Raw genomic sequence first — 22614 nt, 5'->3', positions numbered from 1 at the left:
AACAGTTGCTACATTTACTTTTTTTTATATTGATATCCCTCATGAGATAGAGTTCGATCTATTTCTTGCGGTAGAAATTCTTTAAGTTAAGCTGAATCAAAATTAGAAGGAATTAGAAGGTTGATAAACGTGAGTTCGATGGAGTGTAATCGCCACGAAACAAGGGACTTTTGGGCTGGCGATCGCGCAGAAAATTCAGACTCAGCAAAAAGAGTGTGTTGCACTACAGGCGCGATCGAAGTCTGAACTTAATTCTCTGACGTTAATTTCCCATCTTCCATATCAACGATGCGATCGGCAATGTCTAAAATTCGATTATCGTGGGTGACTAACAGAATCGTACAACTTTGTTCTTTAGCAAGCTTTTGCATTAAATTTACCACTTCTCGGCCGGATTTGCTATCTAGTGCGGCGGTAGGTTCATCTGCTAAGACTATTTGCGGCTGACTAACGAGAGCACGCGCGATCGCTACCCGTTGTTTTTGACCGCCAGATAAGTCATCGGGATAATAATTGATGCGTTGTTCTAATCCTACTAACTCTAACATTTTTGCGGCGCGATCGCGCATTTCTGCTTTAGATATCTTTCGATGTAATTCTAATCCCATTTGTACGTTTTGTAGCGCTGTCAAACTCCGGTGCAAATTATGTGCTTGGAAAATATAGCCTGTTTTGCGTCGCGCCTGGACTAATTTTTCTTCACTAGCACCGCAGAGTTCTTTACCAATAATTTTGATGCTTCCTATCTGTGCGGATCGCAATCCTCCTATTAACGTTAAGAGGGTTGTTTTGCCTGAGCCAGATGGCCCTGTCATAATGACAATTTCTCCAGCATTAATTTCGAGGTTGATATCATATAATACTTGCTTTTTTAGTTGTCCTTCACCGAAATAGTGGTTGAGATGTTGAATGTCAATTACAGGTTGAGATGGAAAGTTTACAGTTGAACTTTTATCTGTTTTGTAGTCTATTTCTATGGATTTCATAGCGATTAATTCAGTTAGTGAACGGCTCGATCCAGGCTTGTATTCTGTCAAATTTTGTAGGGGCGGGTTCGCCCAGATATTGCAATAGCGACAAATTTTATAAACTCGCCCCGCACCCAAGTTTCCTGTTACCCGACTTAATATCAGAGATAATTTTAGCAAGTATATCAAGTCCGGTAGCAACCGATAAGCATGGCCGGGGCGGGTTTATCCAGTTTGTCGGTAGGTATCAAATATTTAGGCGAACCCGCCCCTACAAAACTTGATATTATGCAAGTTACAATCAAACGAACTTGATATTAGCAATTAGCAATTAGCTAAAATATATCAGCAGGATCTGCTGCTTGCAATTTCCGAGTAGCGATCGTACCGGAAATTAGGCACATAATCAGCGTTAAACTTAATACCATGAAAGCTCTGATTAATGTCATATACATGGGTAAATTTGTGGCTTTTCTGGTTAAGGAATAAAGCCCTACAGAAATTCCAACTCCCGGCAAAAATCCCAGAATAGAAAGAATTAATGCCTCTTCAAAGACGATACTCAGTAAATACATACTACGGTATCCCATTGCTTTAAAAGTCGCATATTCAGCCAAGTGATCGCTGACATCCGTAGAAAGCACTTGATAGACAATAATCACACCTACCATGAAACCCATTGCTACGCCTATATTAAAGACAAAACCAATGGCTGTATTGGTAAACCAATATTCTTTTTCAAATTCAATAAACTCTGTTTTTGTCAATACTTTAACATCATTTGGTAGGTAAGCTTTTAAGGCTGTTTGTACCTGCACGGGATCGGCACCAGCTTTCAAATAAATTAAACCTGCATTAATGCTACTAGCTTCTTGCTTAGGAAATAACCGCAGAAAGTTTTGATCGCTGGTCATTATGCTACCGTCAGCCGCAAAAGATGCGCCAACATTGAATAAGCCACTAATCGTAATTGTGCGTCGGTCGATTTCTGTTGTGACGGTTTTTCCCTGTTCAATTTGAGCGATCGCCTGTTTGTATTCCCCCCTAGAACCTCGATCGAATAAAACTGTATCCGGGAGTTTAATATCTGCCGTATTCTGTTTTAATTCTGGCAAGTCAAAGGCTGGACGCTCAGGGTTAAAACCAATTACTAATATAGAACTTTTTTCGCGGGTTTGAGGGTTTTTCCAGCGGGCTACTTTGGCATAAAAAACATCTGCTGATTCCACTCCGGGCACGTTCATGGCTTGATATAAACGCCGCCTCGGAAAATCTGATAAATTGATCAGGTTTTGAGCTTGGGGACTGATTAAAACTATGTCAGCATCGAGGACTTGGTGCAGGCGGGTATTACTGCTATAAAGGGCATTTTGAAAGCCAAACTGCATAAACATCAGGATGTCGGCAAAGGCTATTCCGGCAGTGGCTACTAACATTCTCCCTTTGTCGTGACTGAGTTGTAGCCATCCTAAAGGAGTGCGGCGTTGAAGTTCTTGGAGGTGTTTAATTAATCCAATCATTTTTCAATTACCACCTTAACTTGCAAATTTGTTAATCCTGCAACTTTCTGGCTGGAGGTTTCATTTAACCGGATTTTCACTTCAATAATGCGACCGTCAATGTTGGCGGAAGGATCGGCATTAATTACATTTTGTTTGAGAACTTGTAGCCCAATTTGTTCTACGTTTCCCTGTAATTCGCCGCTTAAAGAAGTGCTAGTAATTTTGGCTTTTTGCCCAATTTTTACTCCTTCAATATCGCTTTCGTAGACTTCAGCTACGGCGTACATATTGTGAGTTTGTCCGAGTTGGACGATGCCATCATTACCGACTTTTTCCCCTGGATAGGTGTAAATTTTGAGCACTTGCGCGTCTTTGGGGGCGCGGATGTAGGCGAGATCGAGGTTGGCTTGGGCTTGCTTGGCGGTGGCGATCGCAGCGCTGACTTCGGCTTCTGCGGTTTGGATGTCGGTGGGCCGGATTTCGGAGATGCGATCTAGGTTAGCTTCAGCTTCTATAATCTGGGCGCGTTGTGCTGTTTGGGATTGGTTGAGTTTGGCTTTGGCTTCGTCGATTTGGGAGGCCCGTGATTGGTAAATTTGGCTGAGTTTGGCCTCGGCTTCGTTGAGTTGTTGTTGGCGGGAGGAATGTATGCGGGTGAGGTTGGTTCGGGCTTCGTTGAGTTTCTGTTGCGCGGTTTCCAGAGTTAGCTGTTTGCTGTCTCGTTGTTGAGTAGAAATGGCTCCTTCTTGGTTGAGTTGTTCGTAGCGCTGGGCTTCGGTTTTGGCGTTTTCGAGTTCGGCTTTGAGTCGGGCGATCGCGGCTTCTTGACCTGCGATTTCACCTTCTTTTTCAGCTTGAATACGAGCGATCGCAGCTTTTTGTCCTTCAATATCCGTGCGTCGTTCGGCTTCTAAGCGGTTGAGTACGGCTTCGGCGGCTTCAATATCCGTGCGGCGTTCGGCTTGTAAACGGGCGATCGCGGCTTCTTGAGCTTGGATTTCTCCGCTTTTTGCCCCCGCTTTGACTGTGGCGAGTTTGGCTTGGCTGACTCGGACTTGTTGTTGTGCTTGCTCTAAGGCGGCCAACAGGCGATCGCGACTATCAAGGATGGCGATCGTTTGTCCTGTTTTTACCCAATCTCCTTCTTTTACTAGCAGTTTGTCGATGCGATTGCCTTCAGCGGAACTAGAGGCGGAAAGCGCGATCGCTTCCCCTTGGGGTTCGAGTCTTCCCAAGGCGGTGACGGTGGTGATTTGGGGGACGGTGGCGATCGCGACTTCCTGGGGGGAGTGCGATCGCAGCACGTAAGCAGTTCCACCAGCAGCAACTACAGTTGTGACTGCGGCTAGGGTTAGGAGTTGGCGGGTGAGAGACGGATTTGAGAAGAAACTTTCGGCGGTGGCGCGGTGTACCATAACACACCTCAGTGAAGAACTATACGGTTTAGTTTTGTGTTAAACTTATACTAAACTGTCTAGTATAATGATGTCAACCCCCAAACCAAACTTTTAGATAACCACTATGAAACGAGCAAAACTGAACGAACTAGACCCCGCCACCACCGTTGACAAAGCCGAAAAAATCCTGTTGGGAGCGATGCAGGAGTTCCTGACTCACGGGTACGCCTCAACGAGCATGGATCGGGTAGCGACGGCGGCGGGAGTGTCCAAAGCGACGGTTTACAGCCACTTTAAGGATAAAGAAGGGTTATTTAGTGCCTTGATGCAGCGGTTGGCGGAAGAAAAAATTCTGTATATTCAACTAGAGTCAGAGAACCCAGAGCAAGCTCTGCGGCAATTAGCCCTGACTTTGATCGAACACAAGAAATGCGATGCCGAGTTTCTGATATTTATTAGATTAGTCGTGGGCGAATCGGGGCGTTTTCCCGAATTAGCACAAATGTTTATTAGCAACTTCGCCAAAATTGGCATACAGCGACTAACTTATTACTTAAGTTCTCACCCAGAGCTGAATCTACCCGATCCAGAAGCAACGGCGCGAATTTTTATTGGGTCAGTAGTATATTATCTGATGACCCAAGAGATCCTGCACGGTGCAGAGATTATCCCCATGGAGCGCGATCGCTTAATCAATGGTTTAATGCACTTGATTTTAGCATCTAAAAATTCAGTTTAGATGCCTAACAGCTTAGATCGTTTCTAGCAACTTCAAATCATAAGTGCTATTATTAAGGAACGTAAAGCTGTCACTCAAACAAAATTAGAACTTATGGCCATATTCGGATTGGGCAAAAAGCTAACCCTGCCTACAAAAGAAGAAGCATTGCCAGGACGAGCAGAATCCATGCCTGTACCCTCTAGTCACTTCGTCAACGGCAATCCCCTCAAACCTCCTTTTCCAGAAGGTATGGAAATGGCAATATTTGGTCTGGGTTGTTTTTGGGGAGCCGAACGCAAATTCTGGCAACTAGAAGGAGTTTTTACAACCGCAGTTGGCTACGCCGCAGGGATAACACCTAACCCCACATATCAAGAAGTTTGTTCGGGAAAAACTGGCCACAACGAAGTAGTCCTAGTGGTGTTTGACCCGAAAGTTATTAGTTACGAAACACTCTTGAAAGTGTTTTGGGAAAGTCACAATCCCACCCAAGGAATGCGTCAAGGAAATGACACTGGAACACAGTATCGTTCAGGAATTTATGTCTATTCAGACAGTCAAAGAAAACAGGCTGAAGCTACACGGGATGCTTATCAAAAAGCCATTTCAGGAGCGGGTTACGGCGAGATTACAACTGAGATTTTAGACGCTCCTGAGTTCTACTATGCAGAAGGCTACCATCAGCAATACTTAGCCAAAAATCCCGGCGGTTATTGCGGTTTAGGTGGCACAAAAGTAGAATGCCCTGTGGGAGTTCTTTCTTAAATTCTAATAGGACTTATGCAGACTTTACGTAACGCCGGCATCCTGAAGTTTCTTTAACCCCCAGGATGTCGGCGTTACGGATACTTTTGCGTAATTCTTAATGTTAATTCATCGATTTATTCCACCCCATTACCTTGTAGGAAAAATGATTTGCGGGTTACTTCATATCTAATTTCTGGAGATGTATAGTAAATCAATCAGAAATTTCTTAGAGTCATTTGCTTCCGGTTTAAAGCCAAGTAACGGCAATAACAAACCAAACAGCAACATCCCCGATAGGACAAGTATAGATGAGTCAAACTTTCCTTCGGCGATCGTGGCGATCGCAGCCAATATCCATATATTTCCCACTATCCCTAACCAAATTGACATAAACACTATGACAAAAGGGTGCATTGCCATCTTAATATCAATTTTGCTACCCATGCCTTCAGGGTAAATTCTTCCTTTAATTATAGGTAAAAAAGAGTTCCGATAATTGATGATGCGATTAATTTCAAAAGAATGGTCGCCAACTTCACCCTCATAAGGTTTTCCATAATTATTGATGTTCCATCGAATTGCTTTTCTAGGTTCTACAACTGCTAGTAATTTTTGACGGACTATCTCAGGATGTAGGGAAGTATTAATGGTAAATTTTTCATAAGGAAACATGGTAAAACCTCCAAGATGAGAATTTCTGTAAAACCAAGTTTTATAGCTAGGGACTAGAGGCTAGGGGAAGAGGGAATAAAATCAATAATTAAGTTTGTCCACTAATCTGCAAGCATCTGCTAAGGCTCCCTATTCTTGCTGCTGTCATGCTAAGATAAAATTCTCGATCTCGATCAAAATTCACTACAATATTGGTCGATATCGTTGTTTACCAGTCTACAATAAAAGATATCGGCGTAAAATATCTTGAGCTTGATTTAGTAATTCTGTTTCCAGTTCACCAACTTGTTGCACCATTCTTGATTTATCAAAAGTCATAGGGTCAACACAGACTAGCAAACTATCTGTATTTAAACCATTTTGTGGGGAGGATGGCACAAATACGAGTGCTGGCGAAATTCGAGGGTCATTAGAGCGAGCAGAGGTAAAAGGCAAAACAGTTATTTTGGTTCGCTGTTCGTTAAAAATTGTGCCAGAAATGATTAAACCTGGTCGCGTTTTGCGGATTTCTGTTCCTACTGACGGTTCAAATTTAACTATCCAGATGCTTCCCAGTCGGTAATTGCTTGCGTTTGCCATTCACTATCCCAACCTAAATTAAGTTCGTCAACTAATCTGCAAGCATCTGCTAAGGCTTGCTCTTCTTGCTGCTGCTGCCATTGTTTTAAGATAGATTCTATTAGGACGCTGCGATTCTCAACTTTTTGGTCGAGGTATGCGAGTAGGTCATCGGGTAGGGAGATAGAGATTTGAGCCATAAGCTACTTTTAATTATATCTTTGGTAGTATAGCATTTTAAGGGTTGAGAATGCAAGTAGCGAAAGAGCGATACTTAGTTTACCGTTCTGTACTCGCTAGAACTGAGCCTGAGAGAAAGCTCTATCTAGCTATTACACAATCAGTCTTTTGCGAATTATTGTCTGAACCACTTGGTCAAATCATTAGAGCCGACTATCAAGTATATTTAATCATTTTTGCCGATCGCTTTGGCTCTGACAGTGGTATCCTAGAGAGGAGGATACTTGAAAAAAAGGAGGAAAACTTATGTCATCAAGTGCGATCGCTACCTTGACAAAAATTATGGAATCTTTGCCAGAAAATTTGCAAAATCGAGTCGTTGAACACCTGCAAGAATATATTGAAGACTTAAAGGATGAAGAGCAGTGGGATTTATCTTTTCAGAATACACAACAATCGCTGATTATGGCTGCACAAAGGGCTAAACAGGAAATTTCTGAAGGAAAAGCACAGCCATTAGATATCGAGCAATTATGAAATCAATGACTTTGCCGACCTTTTGGGAAAAATACTATTTGCTTGATACTACTATTAAACAACAAGCTAAGAAAGTCTATGGGTTATGGCTACAAAATCCATTTCACCCGTCTTTACACTTCAAGTGTATCAACACGGAGGAAGATATATGGTCAGTTAGAATTACACGGAGTTATAGGGCGCTTGGGGTTTTAGAAGCTGGAACTGTAACGTGGTTTTGGATTGGCAGTCACGATGATTATGAAAGATTTTTTGGCTAAATAAGCGATACTTCCACTCTGGCTCTTACAGTGCTATCCTAGATCAGAGAACAATCAGAAGCAAATTAATTAGTTGAATAGGAAATTATAGCTATGACTCAAACAACAAGTCGCCCTGGCCGTCGAGGTAGGTTATTTCCTGAATTTACGATATCCCCAGATTTGCAGTGGTTGAAACTACTACCTTTGGCTGTTAATTTTGGGACGGGAGTATTGACGCTGGGGTAGAGATAGAAGTGCGATCGATACTGGATATGCTATATTGAGTAAAAAGAATTTGGCAAAAAAATGTCTTATACTTTCACGGCAATTGTTTATTGGGAAGAGGATGTTTATGTAGCCGAGTGTCCTGAAGTGGGAACGGCTAGCCAAGGAGATACGATAGAAGAGGCGATCGCCAATCTCAAAGAAGCAACCGAACTTTATTTAGAAGAATTCCCTCTACCTAAAACTTCCCCCCGTCTGCTAACTACATTTGAGGTATTGAGTGCCTAAATTACCACGAGTTAGTAGTGCAGAAGCCATCCGCGCTTTGGAAGGCTTAGGCTTTATTAAAGTAAGGCAGCGAGGCAGTCATGCTATTTTGAAGAAACGATTACCGATAGATGATGAAGATAATCCTCAAGGCGCGATCGAGGTTGGTTGTGTAATACCAATGCAGCGCAAAACTTTGGCACTTGGAACCCTCAAAAGTATTCTAAATCAGGCAGGGATTTCTGTTGAAGATTTTTTGAGGAATCTTTAGAGATATTGAAAGGGCGATCGCTTTTCACTAAAGGAACGGCGATCGCTTTTTCGTAGTCAAGATTTAGGATATTAATTTAGTTGTTGCTGATGGTAAAAGGCTGGTCGATGAAGTGTTATTAAGATGATGAATTGCCACAACTTAAGACATCAACTCCTGCACTTCTGCTAATGGTAAATCTAACGCTTGTGCGATTTGTGATGCGGTTAATCCCATTTGTGCCAAGTGGGGGACAGTTTCTAATTTAGCTTTTCGTCTGGTATTTTTTATGATATCTTCCTGATTTTTGGTCGGAGAATTTTTTGTATTATCACCGCCAACCAATTCCAGCTCCTCTGGTGTGTAAGTCTTAGAAATAGGCGTAGAATTAGAACAAAAATTGATATTAAAAGAATTAGGAAATTGTAAATTTTGAGAATTTTTTATGACAATCCTTTCAATTATAGCACGCACATTAGCTCTATTTACATCTTCACCCAAAGTTTTAGAGAGAATCCGCCAGAGTTCGTAGGCTTCATCTTTAGCATGACCAGGAGTGCAATTATATTCTTCAGCTATGTCCTTATATTTTTGTCCATTAAGTACACCTTTAAGGAGCGCCAATTGCAGGGTATCAAGCTGCTTTCCAGTTTTTGCCATGATTAGTTCGTCGATATATTTAAGCACCTCTTGCACGTCCATATTTGGGGTTTAGGATTTTGATGGTGTGGGAGACATCCGCCATTATCCGCCATTATCCGACTTTTGTAAAGTATGTTAATAAAAGTCCCGCCATTATCCGACTTTTCCCGCCTTGCTCTTTCTGGGAGGTTACATTAGCATCTATATTAGCAGTTACGTCCCAGACAAAAAGCTAAAGCAGAGCAAGGTTAAAGACTATCCTTAAACCTTGGACACTTCGCTGTAGGGTGTAAGTTCTGTACAAGTTAAAATTGACAACTATTTTGCTTATTTAGATAGTCTTCACTATGTGGAAAAAAATCTTAGCAGCAGGGATTATTTTTAGTTCTTCTTTTCTCTCCTTTGCCCCAGTAGAGGCAAGACAAGTTCGACAAGACTGTGTGAAAATCAGTGGTTATGATTGGGGGAGGTTTAATGGTTCTATTGTTGTTGGCAGAAAAGTTTATAATCCTGATGTCAGACTTGATTTGAGTAATCCATTCGAAGTAACTTGTAAACTGTTAGAAAACGTAAGTATTGTCAATGTTAGTTTAGCTATTCCTGATACTTCTGAGATTGAGAGTGTGAAAGTACAAATCTATATCGAGGGTAACTTATCTAAAACAGTGAATATTTTGCGAGGATCTGTCACTGCTTTTTCTATTGATCTGCGGGGTGTTACTAATTATACGGTAAGTTATCAACAAATCGGTTATAGAGGATCGGGTAGAGACGCGAGTATTTACGCTATTCAATACTGGGACTATAATTAATAAAGGGTTTCTGGCTAGCTGAAATGAGAGCGAACTCCCCCTGCTTCCTAAAAATATAAATAAAACCTTTTCTCCATAACTATAAGTATTGAAAATATTTGTTATTTTCGATAGATTGAAAGATATCAAGGTGATTCCTGAGAATAATTAATCATTGACCAAAGAACTACCTTAATTATCATTTCATTCAATCATCTTTTATATTTAAGTTGTTAATAACAAAAGCATTTTGCAGATCGCCATCTCCTTTATTAAACTCTAGGTCTGTTAGTACCCAAGTCCCATCTGTATAGCGAGAGAATTTTGCTTTTCCTGGCCCAGAGTAGTTGACTGACTGTTCTTTGTTAGAAAGATGATCATTAACTCGCAGGTTTAAATTTGAGACTTGCAATGTTGCCACAGCACTACTGTTTGAATCTTCCCTAACTCCCATTACTTGGATAGATCCCGAATTTTTCCATTTGTTAACCATTTTTTGCGCTTTACTTGTGGAAAGTGCTTGAGTCTGTGTTATTGCAGTACAGCCAGTAGTTAAGTTAGATAATACTACTGTGCCAGCGAGGTAATGCAAAATAATCCAACTGAAAATAGTCAAATTTTTGCTCATTATTTTTGAGTAATAAGAAAGTAGGTATAACTTATTTTTGAGCCTTTATAGGGTTTTGTCAGTAGTAAAAAGTAGGATTTACATAAAGAAAATATAAAATTAATCCTTGTACAAAGTGGGAAAAAGCAGAATTTAGTAACTTAAGGTTGCAAAAAGTGGGAAAAAGTGGGATAATCATCAAAATTTCCACATTCCCCCAACCTATGGACGTTCAAGAAGTTTTGAAGTGGGCAGACGAGTTAGTGTTTACCAAAACGGGCAAACACTTAAGCAGTTTGCAGGAAACAATACTAACTGGCGTTTGGTCTAGTCAAAAATACGGGGAGATAGCGGAAACTTGTAACTGTACTGAGAACCATGTTAAAAAAGTCGCATCAGAAATATGGCAGCTATTCTCAGCAACGTTAGATGAAGATGTTAATAAATCGAATTTTAAAGCTACATTAGATAGGATGGATTTTTCTAATAATATTTCTTCTTTTTGGAAAGATGTATCAATTGGTAGCATGAATGTCTGCACAGAAACATCCTACCCTCCCAAAAATTCCCAAAACTCACCCCCAACACAAACCTCAAATGAAAATAATACCCAACAAAAACTCGACTTAAGAGACGCACCAGATATCAAAACCTTCTACAACTGCACCTCCCAACTCACCACCCTGGAAAATGCGATCGCACACCAAAACTGTCGCCTCCTCACCATCACAGGCATGAGTGGCACGGGAAAAAGCGCGATCGCGCGTCACCTCATCCCCCAAATTCAAACCCACTTCGATCGCATCATCTGGCGCAGTCTCCGCACTTCCCCACCCCTCGAAACCACCCTCAAAAACCTGATTCAATTTCTCTCAAATCAAAACCCTCCCTTCGCCTCTTACCAAGGCGAAGTTGGGGTTTTACCTGAAAATATTGATACCCAACTAGAAATACTAATAGAATCTTTACACACTCATCGCTGTCTCATCATCTTAGATGACGTGCAATACATCCTTAATAGCGGACAACTTGCAGGCTATTATAAACCTGGATATGAAAACTACGGAACCTTATTTAAAATGATTGGCGACTTCCCCCATCATAGTTGCTTAATCCTCAATAGTTGGGAACCCCCTTTAGATATTCTCACATTCACTGACGATCGTTCAGCAGTATGTTTATTACAATTAACTGGTTTAGGTGAAGCCGCAACAGAAATCCTGAGAGAAAAAGGCTTATTAGATGAAGAAAAATGGCCAGAATTGATTAACCTTTATCAAGGTAATCCTCTCTGGTTAAAATTAGTCGCTCAAACCATTAATAACTTATTTGACGGAAAAGTAGCTCAATATTTAAGTTGTCAACCAGTATTTTTAAGTGACGAATTGACACTGATTTTGCAACAGCATTATCAAAGATTATCTGAAATCGAAAAACAGGCGATCGCTCTCCTTGCGAATGAAACTGAACCTATCTCGCGTACCCAATTAATCGCAAAATATCAAGGAAACCAAGCTGACTTATTGAAGGCAATACAATCCTTAGAGAGACGGGGAACGATTGACAAAATAAGCTGTGAATCGGAAACAGTTTTTACAATGCAACCTGCGCTCAAACAATATATCCTGTCCTACTTTTCTTCTGGATGAGCCGCCGCCGGAGAGTCTGCACCCAATTGATTAATAAAAGCAATCAACTGATAAAGTCTTCCCAAATCTCGCTGATTAAAATACAAAACCAAGCGCGGCAAATCGGCAGTTTCATCACCTAGTTCTGGAAGTAAAGCTTTGCTTTTTTCAATTTTCCCCTTAACTAAAATGTCACTGAAATCAGCATTTAACTGTTCGACATCCTCATCGGATAACTCAGACTTGAGACGGATGACAAGCCGATCTTCCACGTAGCGGCTGGAGTGATAAACTCGGTAGAAACTGGCGATCGCATCACAAGCCACATCCAAACTATCCGTAATCGTGTAAACACTGGGATCGTGCTTACTAATTAAACCGCGACCCATCATTTGCTTGCAAATAAAAGCATTCCAATCATGCCAATAGTCCCCGCCGGGGCGATCGATCAATACCACTGGTGCAGGGCCAAATTTGCCCGTCTGAATCAAAGTCAAACACTCAAAAGTTTCGTCCAGAGTGCCAAAACCACCGGGGAATAAAGCCAAAGCATCACTTTCCCGTAGGAAAAATAACTTGCGAGTGAAGAAATATTTAAATGTAAGTAATTTGCGATCGCCTGCGATAAAGGGGTTAGAACCTTGCTCGAAAGGTAATTGAATATTCAACCCAAAAGAATGTTCTGCACCCGCACCTTCATTCCCCGCCTGCATAATGCCACCGCCGCCCCCTGTCACCACCATAAACCCCTGTTTGGCGATCGCACTGGCAAAATCCCTCGCCATCGCGTATTCTGGACTATCTGCCGACACTCTCGCAGAGCCGAAGATCGCTATTTTGCGAATGTGGCGGTAGGGGTAAAAAAGCTTAAACGCTCTCTCCATATCTAGCAGAGAAGCAGCGATGATTTTCCAGTCGAGGCGATCGAGTTCTTCCCCCGCCATCCGTGCGATCGTTGAGAGCGATCCCGCAATCCACACTTCGTGCTTTAAATTTGGTAGCTGATTAATCAAATCAGTCACCTCGGCCTGGAGGGACTCAATTGCTTGGCCAGAGGATGAGGAACTCATTAAAATTTTCCCAACGAGCAGAGCTGTAACTATTTATTGAAAATGCGCCTTTAAGCCAAAATTTTGAGGCGCTAAGCAAACATAAAAAGTTTAAGCTCGACTGATTTGCCGCGCTTGAAGTGGAATTTATGCAAAATCAGTTTCATCTCAGTACAGACTAGGACTGCCGCCAATTCCGACTCTACGGTGCGATTTGTCCCCAATATGCCGTCGGCGACAGTCGGGGACTAGACCGCACTTAGAGTTAAAGGTACTTTTCTAAAGTGTTGGAGAGTGTAGTCTTAGGGACTGCACCCACCACCATATCAACCCGTTGACCGGCTTTGAATATCATCAGCGTCGGAATGCTGCGGATACCGTATTGGCTGGCGACGTTGGGGTTCTCGTCTGTATTAACTTTAACTACCTTCACCTGCCCGTCATACTGCTGGGCAATTTCATCTACGACAGGTGCGACCATACGGCAGGGGCCACACCAGGGAGCCCAGAAGTCCACTAAAACTGGAACTTCGCTCTCAAGCACTTCCTGCTTAAAGGTAGAGTCGGTAACTTGTGCGGCTGCTGACATCCCTAGCCATCCTTGTGCATATTATTTCTCAGCTTATCAGTTTAGCAAAAAGTGTTACCTTTGGTACGAAAGCTTTTAAAGTTTTGAGTTGTGAGAGGTTGCTTGGTTCCTTACAATCTTAAACCTTGGGGTAAGCTAGACCAATCGGGTGTATGAGCTTTGAGGGGACAAGAGTAGGAGATGCCTTTCTGCTTAAGGAGGTTAGGGCGATCGCTTACTCAGTTGTATAAGTTTAAGGGTCAAGGAGCCGCAGGGAAGGGGCGATCGCATCTAATTTGGGATTAATGGATATAAAAATTAACAATTTGACTGCTGCGGACAAAGAGATTATTCAACAGTTGGCACAATGGTTAACAGAACTCTGGCCGAATGCTTGGCCGCATCTAGATGTTGCTTTGCAAGAAGTGCAAGCATCTTTAGGAGTAGATCGCATCAGTCGCGTGGCGGTTGACGATCGCGGTACGGTTTTAGGCTGGATTGGCGCGATCGAGCAATATGATGGGAATGTTTGGGAACTGCACCCGCTAGTAGTGAAAGCGGGGTTTCGCAGACAAGGAATTGGGCGATCGCTAGTTAATGACTTAGAGGCGGAGGTGAGAAAACGCGGCGCAATTACTCTCTGGGTAGGTACGGATGATGAAGAAAATCAGACCACCCTTTCCAATGTCAATCTTTATCCGAATATTGGGGAGCACATCGCTAAAATTAGAAATTTGCGGTGCCATCCTTACGAGTTTTATCAAAAAGTGGGTTTCGCGATCGTCGGAGTAATGCCTGATGCCAACGGACTTGGAAAACCAGATATCTTCATGGCAAAACGCCTGAGATAAATTCTAAGCTTCCCACGCCAATAAGTAATTTTCCAAATACTGCCAGCGATCGTCAGTATAGTTAGCTTTCAGTAAATCTCTAGTATTGCCGTCAATCAATAATTGCCCCTCGGCAGAGTCCTCTTCATCTTCGTGGAAGATACTATCAGGAAATGCGTGCTTCAAATGCGTGAGGGTATGAACAAAACTGGCTAGGAAATGATGCTCTTCCACCCATTCCCCTGGATCTGGGATAGCTGCATCTGTAGGGGTTGCGCTGTTCAAAGAATTATTTACAAAGGTTTCAGTTAAGTTTTTCATATCTAGATTTGCTAGCAACTCCAAGTCAACAATAACTTTCTAACTATTCTGATTATCGGTTCTACCCGAAGTCTTCTCAGTGATTTTACTAGGTCTAGCCCCGTGACAACTTTAAGTATTTCCTGTGACCGAAATCACAGTAAGCTTAATCGCACTATGGTATAGCAACTGCAAAGAGGGCTAGGACATGGTAAATTCCTAAAACCTTCGGCCCAGCAGAAGGTGAACTTGTCGAAATCCACAGCAAAGCCCTTGATTCCAATTCTTTCTTTCCTCAGCATCCTAGCCTCGCTCTAGCCCCTAGCTAGCTATAGTTAGTCACTATCTATCTCTGCTAAAAGTTTTTGCGCTTGATGGCAAAGCTCCCCGTGACAGAGACTGTTAGTAGCTAACAGCCCTCCCCATTGATTGATATCCCCCTGATTATAATGCAAAGCAGTGCCATCAAAATGGGTCAATTGACCGCCTGCTTCTGTGAGAATTAATTCTGGGGCGGCTAAGTCCCAATCTTTGGGAGCAGATTTACCAGAAAGGGCAACGTAAACATCAGCTCGCTGCTCGATAATAGTCGCAATTTTGCAGCCAATACTACCGACTGCAAGCTGATTTTGAATTGGCAATTGTTGTAATAATTTATCAAAGCGTTCATCGCGGTGAGTGCGGCTGACTACCAGAGATAAATCTGCGATCGCACTCCGTCCAGATACGTACAATTGTACGGGCAAACCGTCTCGATTTTCGACAAAAGCACCGCCGCCCTTAATAGCTGAATAAAGTTTTTGAGCTTCCGGCCAAGCTACAACTGCTAAGACTGGTCTACCGTCGTAAACTAAAGCAATATGTACTGCATATTCGCCCGTGCGGTCAATAAAATCGCGAGTACCATCAAGAGGGTCAATAATCCAAACCCAACGCTGGGGTAAAGGAGCTTGACCGTGTTCTGCTAAATGGAATTTGTAAGTTTCTTCGCTGAGATAACCAAATTCTCGATCATCTAAAACGGTTTGCAATTGCTCCAAGATATAGGCATTAACAGCAATATCTGCGGCGGTAACTGGCCCATCACTTTTTTCTTGAATATTAAGGTTTTCAGCCCTCGAACCGCCCCGATAATATGATTGTAATATATCTGCTGCACCCCAGCCGACCGAACGTGCGATCGTGCTAAGTTCTTCTAATGTTTTCATTACAAAAAGTCCTGTCTTAAGTAGGTAAACGCAAAATTAATAATATCATATTTTGGTAATTGGTAATTGGTAATTGGTAATTGGTAATTGGTAATTGGTAATTGGTAATTGGTAATTGGTAATGGCTAATGGCTAATGGCTAATGGCTAATTACCCATCTCCCCCATCCTCCCTATCTTCCCCCTCTCTTCCTCTTTCCCTAGCCCCTAGCCCCTAGCCCCTAGCCCCTAGCCCCTTTACCACTAACAATTACCACTGAACTTGAGGATATTTCCACTCATAATAATTGGGAAATACAAAGTTAGTAAACGAAACTGAAATACTGATATCTAACGACTTAACATGATGCCACCAACCAACAGGAATAAAAATCGCTTCTCCCGGTTCCAAAATGAACTCTAAAATTTTAACATTTCTGTAGAGCGGATATTTTTCCAAGTCAGGATTTTCACCATCTACCTTGCTAAATACCCCTACATGATTGTACATCAAAGGCGTTTGCTCCGGTGAAATCATCCTCACCCGCTTGCGTCCTAAAACCTGAGCCAAAATTAAATTAACTGGGTCATGGTGTAGCGGCGTAATCGTACCCGCAGGGCCGAACCAGAAAAATACTCTCCCGCTTGTATCTGCGGGGTTCAAATATTCAGGGAAGATTTCGATATCATTAAACAAAGTTTTAAATTCTTCCCGCTCTAGATTTTGGTTATTAGCAACCATGTAATAATCATTACTTTCACCGCTACTGACAACCATATCGACATATTTGCCAAACAAAACTGTTTGCTTATGTTTTTCTAAATTAATTTCATATTCCGGGTCAGACTGGCGGTTAGCCTGAATTTCAACTGTTGCATGACCATACTTATGTCCCAGATAATTCGGAGTCCACAGCCGCATCGCCGGCCAATTACTCATAGCATTTGTGAGAATAACTGGAGTATTTGTAGCGTAGTAATTCTCTAAAAACTCGGCTCTGGAAAGATTGCTTTTGCGTTCAATTGTGCCAAACTTAGAAGAAAGCGCGGCTAGTTGAGTCTGAATTTGTAACTGGGATTCCATTTTCTGCAATAACTGCACAAAATTGGTACAGAGTTGGAAGTAAGGATGAGCAGCAATTACTCTGACTTCTTCTGTTGCCAAATTGGGATCGATACCCATTTTAACCAGCATTTGAATAATGGCATCATCTGGCTCTTTCAGCAACTTCTTAATTGCCATCCATCGCCTTAAATTATCGGGAATTTCTTTTTTAGTTTCCGCTGCCAAATTTGCCAAATTTTGCGTCAGCCATTCCAGAGTAACCTGTTGCTCATCTGTCAGAGTAATCCGTAAAGGAGGGAGAGTAATATTCACGGGTTTGGATTCAGGCATAAATATTATCTATTTTTCAATGATGGTCTAAAAAATATTTCAAGCAGGAAACTATTAAAACCGGATAATTTTACCTAAATTAGTCAACTTTTTTGCCTGTAAGCCAATAGGTGATCATTTCCCCTTTCCCTTTAATCGCAATCGCACCTCGCTCTTCAAATAAATACTTATCCTTTAAACGCTTATAAGTAGCATTTGTAACTTGAATACGCCCTGGAATTCCCTGAGATTCCATTCGGCTAGCAATATTTACTGTATTTCCCCAGAGATCGTAAATAAATTTTTTGATGCCAATTACACCAGCGACAACAGCACCAGTATTAATGCCGATGCGAATTTGGAATGGCTGACCCTTTTCAGCTTGAAAACGAGCGATTGCAGTTTGCATATCTAAAGCCATTTGAGCGACGGCTTCGGCGTGAAATTCCATCGGCACTGGCAAACCTCCTGCTACCATATAGGCATCACCAATAGTTTTAATTTTCTCCAAACCGTGCAGTTCAGCTAATTCGTCAAAGGTGGAAAAAATATGATTGAGTAAACTCACTAATTCTATTGGGGGTGTCCTCGCAGAAAGCGGAGTAAAACCAACAATATCAGCAAATAGAATTGTCGCTTCCTCAAATTGTTCAGCGATGGCACTCTGGTTTTGTTTAAGTTTATCCGCTATGGTTTTAGGCAAAATATTTAATAATAAACGCTCTGATTGTTCTTGTGCTATTCGTAGCGCTTCCTCTGCCTGTTTGCGCTCCGTGATATCTTCGGCAATATACATTAAGTGCGTTACTTCTCCTTGCTCGTTAATTAATGGCAGTTTCATGATTCGCTGCCAAATATTACCCTTGAATTTACTATTAAATATCTCCTCATCTACAATTAATTTACCTCCTTCAATGATTGTTTGGTGTTCTGACTGTACGGAAGCCGCAATTTCTATGTTCATAAAATTGTAAATAGTGTGCCCGATTACTTGGTTGCGAGGGATTGAGTAAACTTTCTCAGCAGCCCGGTTCCAAAGTACATAACGGAAGTCATCTTTCACGTCTTTGACAAACAAAGCTAAAGGAATATTTTCCACAATACTATTAAGAAATCTACTGGTTTGTGACAATTCTCTTTCCAAACGTTTGCGCTCAGTAATATCGCGAACAATTAGTAAAACTTCATTTGTACGGCTGACAACAATTCGGACTTCTTGTTCGCAAAGTTGACCGCCACTCCAAAATTGATGCTCATAAATTTGGGTTTCACCAGTGGCAATTGTTCTGTTTATATATTGTAATTGAAGCTCGGCTATATCTGGTGGTAATACTTCCGAAATATGCTTGCCAATCCGATCGTTATTTACCAGCAATATTGCTTCTGAATCTTTAGAGGGGATAAATTCTAAATAGACACCTTCTTTGCTGAGTCTAATCATTAAATCTGGTATGGCGGCGAGGATGGCTCGATTTTGAAGTTCGCTCTCAGTTAGTGCTGCTGTGCGCTTTTTTACTTTGGCTTCTAATATTTCATTTGTCTTTTCTAAAGTAGCAAAAGTTTTTTTCAACTGATGTGCCATTTGGTTAAAACTACTAGCAAGAACCTTGAGTTCTCTCGTACCTTTTTCTTTAACTTTTCTGTCTAATTCTCCCTTAGCTAAAGCTTGAGTTGCTTCACTTAATCTCAAAATGGGGGCAGTTATCCAATGAGCAGTAAAAATTCCCAAAGCCGTAGCTACAATTAATGCCCCCAAACACAGCCAGATTGTAGTGCGGGTGTTAGCATGAATTTGCTCCATGAAATCGGATTCTGGAACTACAATTATAATTAACCAGTCAATTCCGCGTGCATCTTTGAGGGGAGTTACTTGGAGAAATTGTTTAGTTCCATCTATCTCAAAAATGAAATGTTGAACGCTATTAATTTTAGTCAATTTTTCCTTTTGACTATTTAAGTATTCCGCCGTAGCTTTAATCACAAGTGTCGAGCTATCTTTCGCCTGAATGCGCTCTTTGATTTTGCCATTTTTATCTCTAGTAAATAGTTGTTGATCTGTAGAAGAAGCGACAAGTAGTCCCGAACGCTCTATAATAAAAGTATGTCCAGTTTTGCCAATTTTTATGCTTTTGAGAAAGTCTTGAATATCAGAGAGAATAAAATCAACACCGACTACTCCTCCCAGTTTGCCTAGATTATTATAAATGGGTTGTGCTAGAGTAATTTTTAGCCGAGGTTCTTTGAAATCAATGTAAATTTCACTCCAGACTGATTTGCCAACTGCTACTGCTTTTTTATACCAAGGTCGCCGTCTAGGATCGTAAACATTTCCAACTTCTAATAAAGTTGTAGGATTACCTTCATTATCAATAGCATAGCTGTGGAATCTGCTTTTAGTTTGTTTTCCCGACCTGCCAATTTGCCAACTTTGATTATCTTGCCATCCTAGACCAAAAAATTCTCCTTCATTACTACCAAAATAGATAGCAGATATTTTCACTGAATCAAATAACAATCTTTGGTTCCAAAAATGACGAGTCATGCTAGAAGTATCTTTTGTATTTAACTGATTCAACTTCATAGCATTAACATTGATTCGATTGATAACGATCGGTAATTGTAGGTAATGAGTAAGCATTTGTTCAATGCGAACACCTATTTCTACCTGCAATTGCTGAGCAACATCGTTAACAGCTATTTGTCCATTCCGTAACGAGATGTATCCAGTTAACCCAACAGTACCGAAAATTTGTAGCACAAATGGCACTACCAAAACGAGGCGCAACGGTATCTTTTGAGAACCCTTAGCAATCCGACGAGTCAGAGCTTTTAATAGCATCTGTTGTTACCTAAACTGGCTTGTATAGCAACCGCCAAGGCGGTTGGGGGCTAGGGGCTAGGGGCTAGGGGCTAGGGAAAGAAGGGGAAGAGAGTCAATAGTTTGGGCCATGAGTGAGTGTCCTAACGTATCGTGGCGGTTGCTGTAAATAAAAGGCAAAAGGTAGAGAGTAGAAAGCAGAAGGGTTTAGTTATCTATAAAGGTAGAAGGATTTAGCTATCTATAAAGTCAGAAGGATTTAGTTATTGACCAGGATAAAATGACTCAAAGTTAGAAGTCCTATTATTTATAGCGTAATTTTGGCAATAGGTCTATTCTCTATCCAGCGGCGAGTACCGAAGAATTGGCAAGAATGAGATGCTACCTTGGCTGCCGCCGCTAAGGCCTCTATAAAATTTGCTTGTAAAATATAGTGGCAGAAAGCACCGTGAAAAATGTCTCCTGCACCCAAGGTATCGACAGGATTGATTTGAGGCACTTCTATTATGCCACTTATACCGCCGCTGAGGTATTGAATTGGTTTTTCTCCGCAAGTGATGGCGATGTGGGGAATTCCTATTGCTGACAAGTAAGTAAATACTTCTTTGCTATTGTGGCAGTTGGGCGGATAAAAATTACCAGAACAAATAGTATAATCAACTAAAGGTAATATTTCTTCAAATCCAGCTTTCCAACTGCCAGCATCAACTACAATAGGAATATTGTTAGATTTAGCAATTTGAGCAATTTCTTTGCTGGCTGCCATTTGGTGGCCATCAATGAGGATGATATCAATTGCTTTTAAAATATCTGAGTTGATATTTTGGCGAGATTGAGATTTGGTAGCGTTGATAGAAATTACTGCGCGATCTGCTGTACTTTGAGTGATAATAATAGAGGAAACGGGTGGTGATTCTGGGCGCGTCGGGTCTAAATCTATGAGGTTAATATGGAATTCTCCTAAATCAGCTTTAATTAGCTGAGTTATGGGATGGCAACCGATTACTCCTAACAAGTTGGATTGATTGCCTAAGTAGCTAAATGTCACTGCGGCATTAGTAGCGGGGCCACCAGCAGTAGCGGTGTAGTCATTAGCGACTACTTTCTGATTTTGGCTGGGGTAATCTGTGACTAAATAGGCGAAGTCTAAGGTTACTAATCCTATAAATAATCCTTTTTTAGCCATTGGTTTGCTGAAGATGATTTTTGTTAGCAATAGGACTTATGCAAAATCATAGTCAGGATTTACGCACCCAACCAAAGAAACCGGATTTTTTGACGAAAATACTTCATTGTTACCCGCAGATTCTCTCAAAAACCCGGTTTCTGGAGTCCCATGTGTAACTCCTAAACGTATTTTTGTCATTACGAGCCCAGCGAAGTAATCGCAACCCTTTGTTTTTAGCCGATAGTCCGTAAGTCCTAAAATTACGAAGTAACAAAGATGCAGGTAGATTCAAAGCTAGGAATACTTTACATTGTGGCCACGCCGATTGGCAACTTGGAAGATATGACTTTTCGGGCCTTGCGAATTTTGCAAGAAGTCGATTTGATTGCGGCAGAAGATACGCGGCATACGGGTAAACTTTTACATCATTTTCAGATTAAAACTCCTCAAATTAGTTACCACGAACATAATCGACATCAGCGACTTCCAGAATTAATTGATAAGTTAGTTACAGGCCAGACAATTGCGTTGGTGACTGATGCGGGAATGCCGGGAATTTCCGATCCGGGATACGAACTTGTTAAAGCTTCTGCGGATGCTAATATTCCGATAATTCCCATTCCTGGTGCTTGTGCTTGTATTGTAGCTTTAAGTGGTTCGGGATTGCCTACAGATAGATTTGTGTTTGAAGGTTTTTTAGCGGCGAAAGGTAAGGAAAGGCGGCGGAGTTTGGAAGCTTTGCAAAGCGAATCTCGGACAATAATTTTATATGAATCTCCCCACCGTTTGCGCCAAACTTTGGCAGATTTGGGTAATTTTTTGGGTATGGATAGGGGGGTAGTTTTAGCTAGGGAGTTAACTAAATTGTATGAGGAATTTTGGCGGGGTACGGTTGAAAATGCGATCGCACATTACGCTACTCGCGAGCCCCAAGGTGAGTTTACCATAGTTATCGCGGGTGATTCAGCGGTAGTGCCCATATTGTCGGAAGAGGAGATTAAGGCCCAGTTGCAAGAGTTAATCGGTCAGGGTGTGACGAAATCTCAGGCCAGTCGAGAATTAGCAGAAAAAACCTCTCTTCCTCGCCGCCAAATTTATCAACTCGCTTTGACAATTGTTGATGGTGAGTAACACTCGGTTTTGATAAGTTCAAAATTTAGTAACCGCAAGGTAGTTTCAAGGACTTCTTCAGCGGTTTGGTATTTCCCTGCTTGAAGCTTGGTTTGAATAAAACCTTCTTGCTCAAGTGTTAGATTAATGCTCATAGTAAATTTTTATTCAAACTATGTCAGGACTTACACAAATCTATTTAATAATAAGTATACTACAGTTGCAGGGCGGCGATCGCGCACAATTTAGGTAGCGGTTCTGTGCGATCGCGTTTTG

General features: G+C 41.5%; 29 protein-coding genes. 12 read left to right on the top strand and 17 right to left on the bottom strand.

The annotated features are described in order from the left end of the window. Positions 1–248 precede the first annotated feature (248 nt). The 3 genes from OSCIL6407_RS0127615 to OSCIL6407_RS0127600 form a co-directional block, all read right to left on the bottom strand. Positions 249–986 carry a DevA family ABC transporter ATP-binding protein gene (locus OSCIL6407_RS0127615; RefSeq protein WP_007354039.1) on the bottom strand — a complete coding sequence of 246 codons (738 nt, stop codon included), beginning with the start codon at positions 984–986 and terminating at the stop codon, positions 249–251. Positions 987–1303: 317 nt separating this feature from the next. Then, positions 1304–2488 (bottom strand): ABC transporter permease DevC, encoded by a 1185-nt coding sequence (gene devC, locus OSCIL6407_RS0127605; protein ID WP_007354038.1) that lies wholly within the window; start codon positions 2486–2488, stop codon positions 1304–1306. Further along, positions 2485–3885: an HlyD family efflux transporter periplasmic adaptor subunit gene (locus tag OSCIL6407_RS0127600; RefSeq protein ID WP_007354037.1), complete on the bottom strand. Its 1401-nt coding sequence runs from the start codon at positions 3883–3885 to the stop codon at positions 2485–2487. The genes devC and OSCIL6407_RS0127600 overlap by 4 nt, the downstream gene beginning before the upstream one ends. 106 nt (positions 3886–3991) lie before the next feature. On the opposite strand from OSCIL6407_RS0127600, the gene OSCIL6407_RS0127595 reads away from it, so the two are divergent. Both OSCIL6407_RS0127595 and msrA read left to right on the top strand, forming a co-directional pair. Beyond that, positions 3992–4606 (top strand): TetR/AcrR family transcriptional regulator, encoded by a 615-nt coding sequence (locus OSCIL6407_RS0127595; RefSeq protein WP_007354036.1) that lies wholly within the window; start codon positions 3992–3994, stop codon positions 4604–4606. 93 nt (positions 4607–4699) lie between these two features. Further along, positions 4700–5353, top strand: coding sequence for a peptide-methionine (S)-S-oxide reductase MsrA (gene msrA, locus OSCIL6407_RS0127590; protein WP_007354035.1), 654 nt, complete (start codon positions 4700–4702; stop codon positions 5351–5353). A gap of 168 nt (positions 5354–5521) precedes the next feature. Here msrA and OSCIL6407_RS0127585 read toward each other — a convergent pair whose 3' ends face one another. The 3 genes from OSCIL6407_RS0127585 to OSCIL6407_RS0127575 all read right to left on the bottom strand — a co-directional run bounded on the left by OSCIL6407_RS0127585 (position 5522) and on the right by OSCIL6407_RS0127575 (position 6765). Continuing rightward, on the bottom strand, positions 5522–6007 hold the full coding sequence (locus tag OSCIL6407_RS0127585; protein ID WP_007354034.1) for a hypothetical protein: 486 nt from the start codon (positions 6005–6007) through the stop codon (positions 5522–5524). A gap of 216 nt (positions 6008–6223) precedes the next feature. Next, a complete protein-coding gene (locus OSCIL6407_RS0127580) occupies positions 6224–6586 on the bottom strand; it encodes a type II toxin-antitoxin system PemK/MazF family toxin (RefSeq protein ID WP_019487926.1) in 363 nt (120 codons plus the stop codon). Further along, complete coding sequence (locus OSCIL6407_RS0127575; RefSeq protein ID WP_007354032.1) at positions 6544–6765, bottom strand: ribbon-helix-helix domain-containing protein; 222 nt, start codon at positions 6763–6765, stop codon at positions 6544–6546. Before OSCIL6407_RS0127575 ends, OSCIL6407_RS0127580 begins: the two co-directional genes overlap by 43 nt. A 50-nt stretch (positions 6766–6815) precedes the next feature. Between OSCIL6407_RS0127575 and OSCIL6407_RS31325 the strand changes: the two genes are divergently transcribed. The 6 genes from OSCIL6407_RS31325 to OSCIL6407_RS0127550 all read left to right on the top strand — a co-directional run bounded on the left by OSCIL6407_RS31325 (position 6816) and on the right by OSCIL6407_RS0127550 (position 8287). After that, the gene (locus OSCIL6407_RS31325) at positions 6816–7079 is read left to right on the top strand and encodes an element excision factor XisH family protein (protein ID WP_083811284.1); all 264 of its coding nucleotides are present in this window, start codon (positions 6816–6818) and stop codon (positions 7077–7079) included. Further along, entirely contained in the window at positions 7052–7282 is a 231-nt protein-coding gene (locus OSCIL6407_RS0127570) for a hypothetical protein (RefSeq protein ID WP_007354030.1), read from the top strand. The genes OSCIL6407_RS31325 and OSCIL6407_RS0127570 overlap by 28 nt, the downstream gene beginning before the upstream one ends. A 5-nt stretch (positions 7283–7287) precedes the next feature. Further along, the gene (locus OSCIL6407_RS0127565; protein WP_234708709.1) at positions 7288–7542 is read left to right on the top strand and encodes a ParE family toxin-like protein; all 255 of its coding nucleotides are present in this window, start codon (positions 7288–7290) and stop codon (positions 7540–7542) included. A 93-nt stretch (positions 7543–7635) separates the two neighbouring features. Next, positions 7636–7770: a hypothetical protein gene (locus OSCIL6407_RS37975; RefSeq protein WP_007354028.1), complete on the top strand. Its 135-nt coding sequence runs from the start codon at positions 7636–7638 to the stop codon at positions 7768–7770. 60 nt (positions 7771–7830) lie between these two features. After that, entirely contained in the window at positions 7831–8037 is a 207-nt protein-coding gene (locus tag OSCIL6407_RS0127555) for a type II toxin-antitoxin system HicB family antitoxin (protein WP_007354027.1), read from the top strand. Continuing rightward, positions 8030–8287 carry a type II toxin-antitoxin system HicA family toxin gene (locus OSCIL6407_RS0127550; RefSeq protein ID WP_007354026.1) on the top strand — a complete coding sequence of 86 codons (258 nt, stop codon included), beginning with the start codon at positions 8030–8032 and terminating at the stop codon, positions 8285–8287. The genes OSCIL6407_RS0127555 and OSCIL6407_RS0127550 overlap by 8 nt, the downstream gene beginning before the upstream one ends. A 141-nt stretch (positions 8288–8428) precedes the next feature. Here OSCIL6407_RS0127550 and OSCIL6407_RS0127545 read toward each other — a convergent pair whose 3' ends face one another. Further along, the gene (locus OSCIL6407_RS0127545; protein WP_007354025.1) at positions 8429–8968 is read right to left on the bottom strand and encodes a hypothetical protein; all 540 of its coding nucleotides are present in this window, start codon (positions 8966–8968) and stop codon (positions 8429–8431) included. Positions 8969–9255: 287 nt separating this feature from the next. On the opposite strand from OSCIL6407_RS0127545, the gene OSCIL6407_RS0127540 reads away from it, so the two are divergent. Further along, positions 9256–9720, top strand: a complete 465-nt coding sequence (locus OSCIL6407_RS0127540; RefSeq protein ID WP_007354024.1) for a hypothetical protein — start codon at positions 9256–9258, stop codon at positions 9718–9720. A 187-nt stretch (positions 9721–9907) separates the two neighbouring features. Here OSCIL6407_RS0127540 and OSCIL6407_RS0127535 read toward each other — a convergent pair whose 3' ends face one another. Then, entirely contained in the window at positions 9908–10327 is a 420-nt protein-coding gene (locus OSCIL6407_RS0127535) for a hypothetical protein (protein ID WP_019487924.1), read from the bottom strand. A gap of 203 nt (positions 10328–10530) precedes the next feature. On the opposite strand from OSCIL6407_RS0127535, the gene OSCIL6407_RS0127530 reads away from it, so the two are divergent. Then, positions 10531–11955, top strand: coding sequence for an NB-ARC domain-containing protein (locus OSCIL6407_RS0127530; RefSeq protein WP_007354022.1), 1425 nt, complete (start codon positions 10531–10533; stop codon positions 11953–11955). Here the strand turns inward: OSCIL6407_RS0127530 and OSCIL6407_RS0127525 are convergent. Together OSCIL6407_RS0127525 and trxA are read right to left on the bottom strand one after the other, a co-directional pair. Then, positions 11937–13004, bottom strand: a complete 1068-nt coding sequence (locus OSCIL6407_RS0127525; RefSeq protein WP_007354021.1) for an LOG family protein — start codon at positions 13002–13004, stop codon at positions 11937–11939. The genes OSCIL6407_RS0127530 and OSCIL6407_RS0127525 overlap by 19 nt on opposite strands. Before the next feature lie 244 nt (positions 13005–13248). Further along, entirely contained in the window at positions 13249–13572 is a 324-nt protein-coding gene (gene trxA / locus OSCIL6407_RS0127520; protein WP_007354019.1) for a thioredoxin, read from the bottom strand. 284 nt (positions 13573–13856) lie between these two features. Here trxA and OSCIL6407_RS0127515 point away from each other — a divergent pair, with 284 nt between their 5' ends. Continuing rightward, positions 13857–14402, top strand: a complete 546-nt coding sequence (locus OSCIL6407_RS0127515) for a GNAT family N-acetyltransferase (RefSeq protein WP_007354018.1) — start codon at positions 13857–13859, stop codon at positions 14400–14402. Positions 14403–14405: 3 nt separating this feature from the next. On the opposite strand, the gene OSCIL6407_RS0127510 is transcribed toward OSCIL6407_RS0127515, so the two are convergent. The 6 genes from OSCIL6407_RS0127510 to OSCIL6407_RS35685 form a co-directional block, all read right to left on the bottom strand. Beyond that, on the bottom strand, positions 14406–14702 hold the full coding sequence (locus OSCIL6407_RS0127510) for a hypothetical protein (protein WP_007354017.1): 297 nt from the start codon (positions 14700–14702) through the stop codon (positions 14406–14408). A 314-nt stretch (positions 14703–15016) separates the two neighbouring features. After that, positions 15017–15889 (bottom strand): 3'(2'),5'-bisphosphate nucleotidase CysQ family protein, encoded by an 873-nt coding sequence (locus tag OSCIL6407_RS0127505; protein ID WP_007354016.1) that lies wholly within the window; start codon positions 15887–15889, stop codon positions 15017–15019. 249 nt (positions 15890–16138) lie between these two features. Further along, on the bottom strand, positions 16139–17263 hold the full coding sequence (locus OSCIL6407_RS0127500) for a cupin-like domain-containing protein (protein WP_007354015.1): 1125 nt from the start codon (positions 17261–17263) through the stop codon (positions 16139–16141). Positions 17264–17342: 79 nt separating this feature from the next. Next, the gene (locus OSCIL6407_RS0127495; RefSeq protein WP_007354014.1) at positions 17343–20081 is read right to left on the bottom strand and encodes an adenylate/guanylate cyclase domain-containing protein; all 2739 of its coding nucleotides are present in this window, start codon (positions 20079–20081) and stop codon (positions 17343–17345) included. Positions 20082–20367: 286 nt separating this feature from the next. After that, positions 20368–21246 carry a sugar kinase gene (locus OSCIL6407_RS0127490; protein WP_007354013.1) on the bottom strand — a complete coding sequence of 293 codons (879 nt, stop codon included), beginning with the start codon at positions 21244–21246 and terminating at the stop codon, positions 20368–20370. 36 nt (positions 21247–21282) lie between these two features. Further along, positions 21283–21426, bottom strand: coding sequence for a hypothetical protein (locus tag OSCIL6407_RS35685; RefSeq protein ID WP_007354012.1), 144 nt, complete (start codon positions 21424–21426; stop codon positions 21283–21285). 78 nt (positions 21427–21504) lie between these two features. Between OSCIL6407_RS35685 and rsmI the strand changes: the two genes are divergently transcribed. Continuing rightward, positions 21505–22359: a 16S rRNA (cytidine(1402)-2'-O)-methyltransferase gene (rsmI, locus tag OSCIL6407_RS0127485; protein ID WP_007354011.1), complete on the top strand. Its 855-nt coding sequence runs from the start codon at positions 21505–21507 to the stop codon at positions 22357–22359. On the opposite strand, the gene OSCIL6407_RS38435 is transcribed toward rsmI, so the two are convergent. Then, a complete protein-coding gene (locus OSCIL6407_RS38435) occupies positions 22326–22493 on the bottom strand; it encodes a ribbon-helix-helix domain-containing protein (protein ID WP_083811283.1) in 168 nt (55 codons plus the stop codon). The two genes, rsmI and OSCIL6407_RS38435, sit on opposite strands and share 34 nt — an antisense overlap. Positions 22494–22614 lie beyond the last annotated feature (121 nt).

This window comes from Kamptonema formosum PCC 6407 (assembly GCF_000332155.1).
In the GTDB taxonomy this organism is placed as follows: domain Bacteria; phylum Cyanobacteriota; class Cyanobacteriia; order Cyanobacteriales; family Microcoleaceae; genus Kamptonema; species Kamptonema formosum.
This window is presented reverse-complemented; position numbering and strand designations above follow the sequence as displayed.